This window comes from Archangium sp., assembly GCF_036389735.1.
In the GTDB taxonomy this organism is placed as follows: domain Bacteria; phylum Myxococcota; class Myxococcia; order Myxococcales; family Myxococcaceae; genus Archangium.
Window position 1 is genome coordinate 1 of the sequence record NZ_DASVWK010001099.1, and the last position, 4,090, is coordinate 4,090.

4 protein-coding genes are annotated in these 4,090 nt (G+C 63.2%); all 4 read right to left on the reverse strand.

The annotated features are described in order from the left end of the window. Nucleotides 1–90 precede the first annotated feature (90 nt). The 4 genes from VF794_RS39525 to VF794_RS39540 all read right to left on the reverse strand — a co-directional run bounded on the left by VF794_RS39525 (nt 91) and on the right by VF794_RS39540 (nt 3,881). On the reverse strand, nt 91–957 hold the full coding sequence (locus VF794_RS39525; protein WP_331118848.1) for a hypothetical protein: 867 nt from the start codon (nt 955–957) through the stop codon (nt 91–93). 504 nt (nt 958–1,461) lie between these two features. Then, nucleotides 1,462–2,217: a DUF5953 family protein gene (locus VF794_RS39530; protein ID WP_331118850.1), complete on the reverse strand. Its 756-nt coding sequence runs from the start codon at nt 2,215–2,217 to the stop codon at nt 1,462–1,464. Then, nucleotides 2,214–3,140, reverse strand: coding sequence for a DUF6310 domain-containing protein (locus VF794_RS39535; protein WP_414641015.1), 927 nt, complete (start codon nt 3,138–3,140; stop codon nt 2,214–2,216). The genes VF794_RS39530 and VF794_RS39535 overlap by 4 nt, the downstream gene beginning before the upstream one ends. Nucleotides 3,141–3,482: 342 nt before the next feature. After that, complete coding sequence (locus tag VF794_RS39540) at nt 3,483–3,881, reverse strand: VOC family protein (RefSeq protein ID WP_331118854.1); 399 nt, start codon at nt 3,879–3,881, stop codon at nt 3,483–3,485. Between the last annotated feature and the right edge of the window lie 209 nt (nt 3,882–4,090).

Genomic DNA, 4,090 nt, shown 5'->3' on the forward strand with positions numbered 1-4,090 from the left:
CTCGGCTATCCGCGCGTCTCTGGGGTCCACCTCGGCCATGCGTCTGGTACACCACGCCAGCCGTCACCCTGTCCAGCACCACTTCTCCGGTCACTTCGCACCCGGCTCCCCCTCAACCAAGCCAGACCCGTGAACGGTTACCGTCATCGAACCGGCATTGTTGTACGCGGTCACCGGGCGCTCGTCGATGTCATAATCGAGGGGTCTGACACACGCTCTGGCCCCCACCATGTTGTTGTTGGCTTCCGCGGGGAGGTTGTAGTTCAGGATGGAGTTGCTTCCGCTCGAGGTCGCCGTGAGCCACCGAATGGAGCGGTTCGGATAATGTGCTGGATCACACGGGATTTTGTTGATGGAGACATGCTTGGGGGTGAAGGCCGTGAAGTTCGCCTTGTAGATGTTCCCGGAATGCAGAGTCCACCCGGTGACGGCCTGACCCGGAGTGATGATCGGTTTTGGCCCCACGCCGGTGGCGACGATTGTGACGTTTGTTCTGCCAGCAAGCACAAGGGTTCCCACGTAGGTGGTGCCACGTTGCAAGAAGACCGTGCTGTTGTCGGTAATGCCAGTGGGCACCGGAGCCGTTTTCTCGCCGGGGACCGGGACGGGTTCGGGGCCCGAAGCAAGCGCGAATTTCTTGATCTTGTAAGAAGAGAGGTAGATGTAGATGTGCTTGGTGCCGACGCCAAAATTGACCAGTTGATTGTTGTTCGAGGAACGGCGAACAGTGGTTCTGGCAATGGTGTTCGCGGCTACCAGGGTGTATGTCCCGGATTCCCACTCTCCACTCGGGTTTCCATACGCATCGACTGCCTGGATCATGCACTCAAAGGTGTCCCCCGCCACACACCATGATCTGAAAGGGACATACCCCGGAATCGCACCATTCAAGGTGATATTGCCTGTGCCTGTCGTGGTCGTGAGCTCTCTGACGAGGTCTTCGATGATCTCAGCCATTTTGTTCTCCCCTGGTCGGAATCGACGTTTGACCTTGCGCCTGCACACGCAGCCAACGTGCGCAGGAGATGACGCGAGTGGGTGGTTCACTGCCTCGCCAGGACGTTGTACAGGGTGGGGCTGACATTGATTTTTGGTATGATTTACAACGTTGTATTCATGGATGTTCAGATGAGGAGCTCCGTTCCCTGGGCCGCCGCGGGTGTCAGACGATGGGCCAGTCCCGCGGCGATCCACAGGCGGCCATCCCGTGCGGGGGCGGCGCTGGTGGACTCGACGGGGGAAGAGGTGGAGCTTGCCCGGTGGCAAGAGACGCCCATTCCCGCAGATGGAGCCGGTGCCGTCGTGGTGGGCATTGAGGGGGAGCGCGCGCAGCTCGGCTGCCCCTGTACCCTCAAGCCGTGGGAGGCACAGGGGCGCGCACCTTCACCCATGGGAAGGTCGAGCTTCCGGTGAGCCAGCAGGCGGGGCCTTGAGCACGGCCAGCGCGCGCCGTGCCGAGTCTCAAGGGGCTGCGCGCCCGCCAATCTCCGGGAAGCGCTCGTAGGCCTGTTTGAGCGCGTCCAGGTGGGCGGGGTTGTCCAGGTCGAGCGGCGCATCCGTGAGCTGCACAACCCACCCCCCCGATGCCGTGCGCCGTGAGCGCGAGAGCAGGTCCGCGTCGCGGGCGGGGTCCGGAAAGCCGATGGCCCGTGCGGCAGCATCCGACCAGTAGTTCAGCCATCCGAGGTAATAGGGAATCTCGGGCGAGCGGATGTGCTCGAAGAGCTTGAGGGCGGGCAGCCCCCGGCGTGGGGACGGCGGCCCTTGCGGCGTGGGTGCCGTCTGATACGCGATGTCCAGCGCAGCGTCGTCTGGCGTCGCACGCCCCCACAGCGCACATGCTCCCTCCGCCATGCCCTCAAGCACAGCCGCCGCTGCCGCGATCACAGGCTTGTCCAGCGGCAGTTCCGCATGCACTTCAAACTGGGCCTGACCTCCTGGGCTGAGGAGTCCAGGTCTTCCCCCTCCGTTAACAGTCACGGGGTAACTCGCGTCCCCGTTGCACACAAGTGGGAAGCCCCCGTCCACAGTATTTTCTGCGAGCCACGCATCCCGCTGCGGCAAGGCGATGGGGCGCCCGCCTTTGGAGAGCCGCCATTCCAGGCGAAGGCCGGGGAGCGCCTTTTCCATTCCATGGACGACAGCGAGCGTGCGACCGTCGTTGGCCCCGAGCGCAGGCGCGTAGACGATGACGATGAGGGTTTTATGACTAGTCATCGGTTGCACCCCGTGACGACGATATTGAGGGACTGATCCCGTTGCAGCAGCGCGTCTTTGTGAGCTTGGGTACTCACCCCAATGACGAAGCCATATCCACATGCCACCGCAGCAGTTCGTTCCTTCTTGATTTGCGTGTATTCCTTCTCAATCTCCTGACGCCGGACAAAGGCGTTGTACGTATCAAATCGATGGGTCTTGATTTCCCACAGCACACGCACGCCGACTTGCAGCGCATCGAAGCTCACACCGTCTACGAGCACATCCATTCCGGGATACCGGTTGGGCGGAAACTGATCGGCGCACTTGTTATGCGCGTCATCCTTGCCCTCGTGCGGCACCGGGATGGGTTCGCACCTGCGACGGCGCTCTCGCTCCAAGGTTTCGGTTGGCCCCACGGGAGGGAAATCCGGTCCTTTTGGCTCCGGCTTGGGCCTTTGTTTCGGCGAGGGTTCCTGCGGGGCGGGCGTCGTTTCAGGCGCGGGCCGCGTTTCAGGTGCGGGCCTTGAGCCCTCTTGATCGGCCCATTTCAGCTCATACGCATCCAGAGCCTCCTTGATGACGAAGCCCACCACCACGCCCGCGACGATCACCGTTCCCACGACGATCTCCGGTGCCGCCAGCACGCAGACCCCGAGCCCCACGGCAGCGGCGCCGGCAGAGGCAACCGCGCATCGCCCCGTGGTGTCGTGAAATTCGATCCGGTCATGGTCGAGGGCATGAAAGCACCGCTCCGCCAGCTCGGGCCAGGGCTCAGAAGCCTCCTGGACGGCGCACCGCCCCCCATCCGTCCAGGGCAGCGTCGCTGCTCGCTGGAGATTGGCGAGCCTGGGGTCCCGGGCCGCTGGCTGTTTGGGGCTTGGCGGTGTCGTCGTACAGGCTGAGAGAAAGAGCAGAAGTGCGATGCAGGCTCGGAGACGCATGTAAGAAGGATGGGAGGCCTGTTGAGGGAGTGGGCTGGTGCGGAGAGGTCGAGGAGGGCCGCTGACGGGGGCCGGCCGAGTGGTACGCCAGGCCGGTGGATAGGCCGCGCAGTCCCCTTGGGGTACACGCGGGCCAGGCTCGCACTCTTCGTGGGCAACCCCAGGTGCTCCAGAATCGCGCGCACCCCGCGGCTTCCTTCACGGCCCGCCAACACCCGCCGCCTGCCTCCACACCTCACACAGGCGAACACCTCCACGCTCGCCTTCTCACCTGCTGGGGGGATCTACGGACTGCTCAAGCGCGACTGGGACGAGCGCGGGAAAGCCCGCCAGCCGGCCCGGTCAAGCCTGCGGCGCCATCCAGACCAGGTTCCAGAGGTGGCCGTCGAGGTCTTCGAAGCCCTGGTCATACATGAAGCCGTGGTCCTCCGGCGGATGCGGGATGCGGGCGCCGGCGGCGGTGGCCTTGGCGATCAGGCTGTCGACTTCCTCCCGGCTCTCGCAGCTCAAGCAGATGATGACCTCGTTGGCCTCCTTCGCCTGCACGACGGGCTTGTTGATGAAGCTCTTGAAAAAGGCTTCGGTCATCAGCATGGCATTGATACTGCCATCCACGATGACCATGAACGCCGAGCTCTCGTTGGAAAAGTGCGGATTGAAGCTGAAGCCGAGAGCGGAAAAGAAGGCCTTGGATTTGTCCAGGTCCCTGACCGGCAGGTTGAAGATGATCTGCTTGTTCATGACGTCTCCACGTTGGAAGGTGCGTTAGCGAGTTAATTACAGGTCCCGCATCCTGACGACGAATGATGACGCATGAAATTGACAAGCGCGAAACTGTTGCGCCAGGCCGGCAGCTCGCGCACGCGCTCGAACCACGCCAGCAGATGCGGGTACTCGTCCAGGGCTGCGTCATCCGGCGCATTCTTCGCCACCTGCACCTGCCCGAGCCG

What these genes read in the sequence shown, in the direction of transcription:
- VF794_RS39535 (WP_414641015.1), bottom strand. Translation starts at nt 3,140, where the DNA reads ATGCGTCTCCGAGCCTGCATCGCACTTCTGCTCTTTCTCTCAGCCTGT.
- VF794_RS39530 (WP_331118850.1), bottom strand. Translation starts at nt 2,217, where the DNA reads ATGACTAGTCATAAAACCCTCATCGTCATCGTCTACGCGCCTGCGCTC.
- VF794_RS39525 (WP_331118848.1), bottom strand. Translation starts at nt 957, where the DNA reads ATGGCTGAGATCATCGAAGACCTCGTCAGAGAGCTCACGACCACGACA.
- VF794_RS39540 (WP_331118854.1), bottom strand. Translation starts at nt 3,881, where the DNA reads ATGAACAAGCAGATCATCTTCAACCTGCCGGTCAGGGACCTGGACAAA.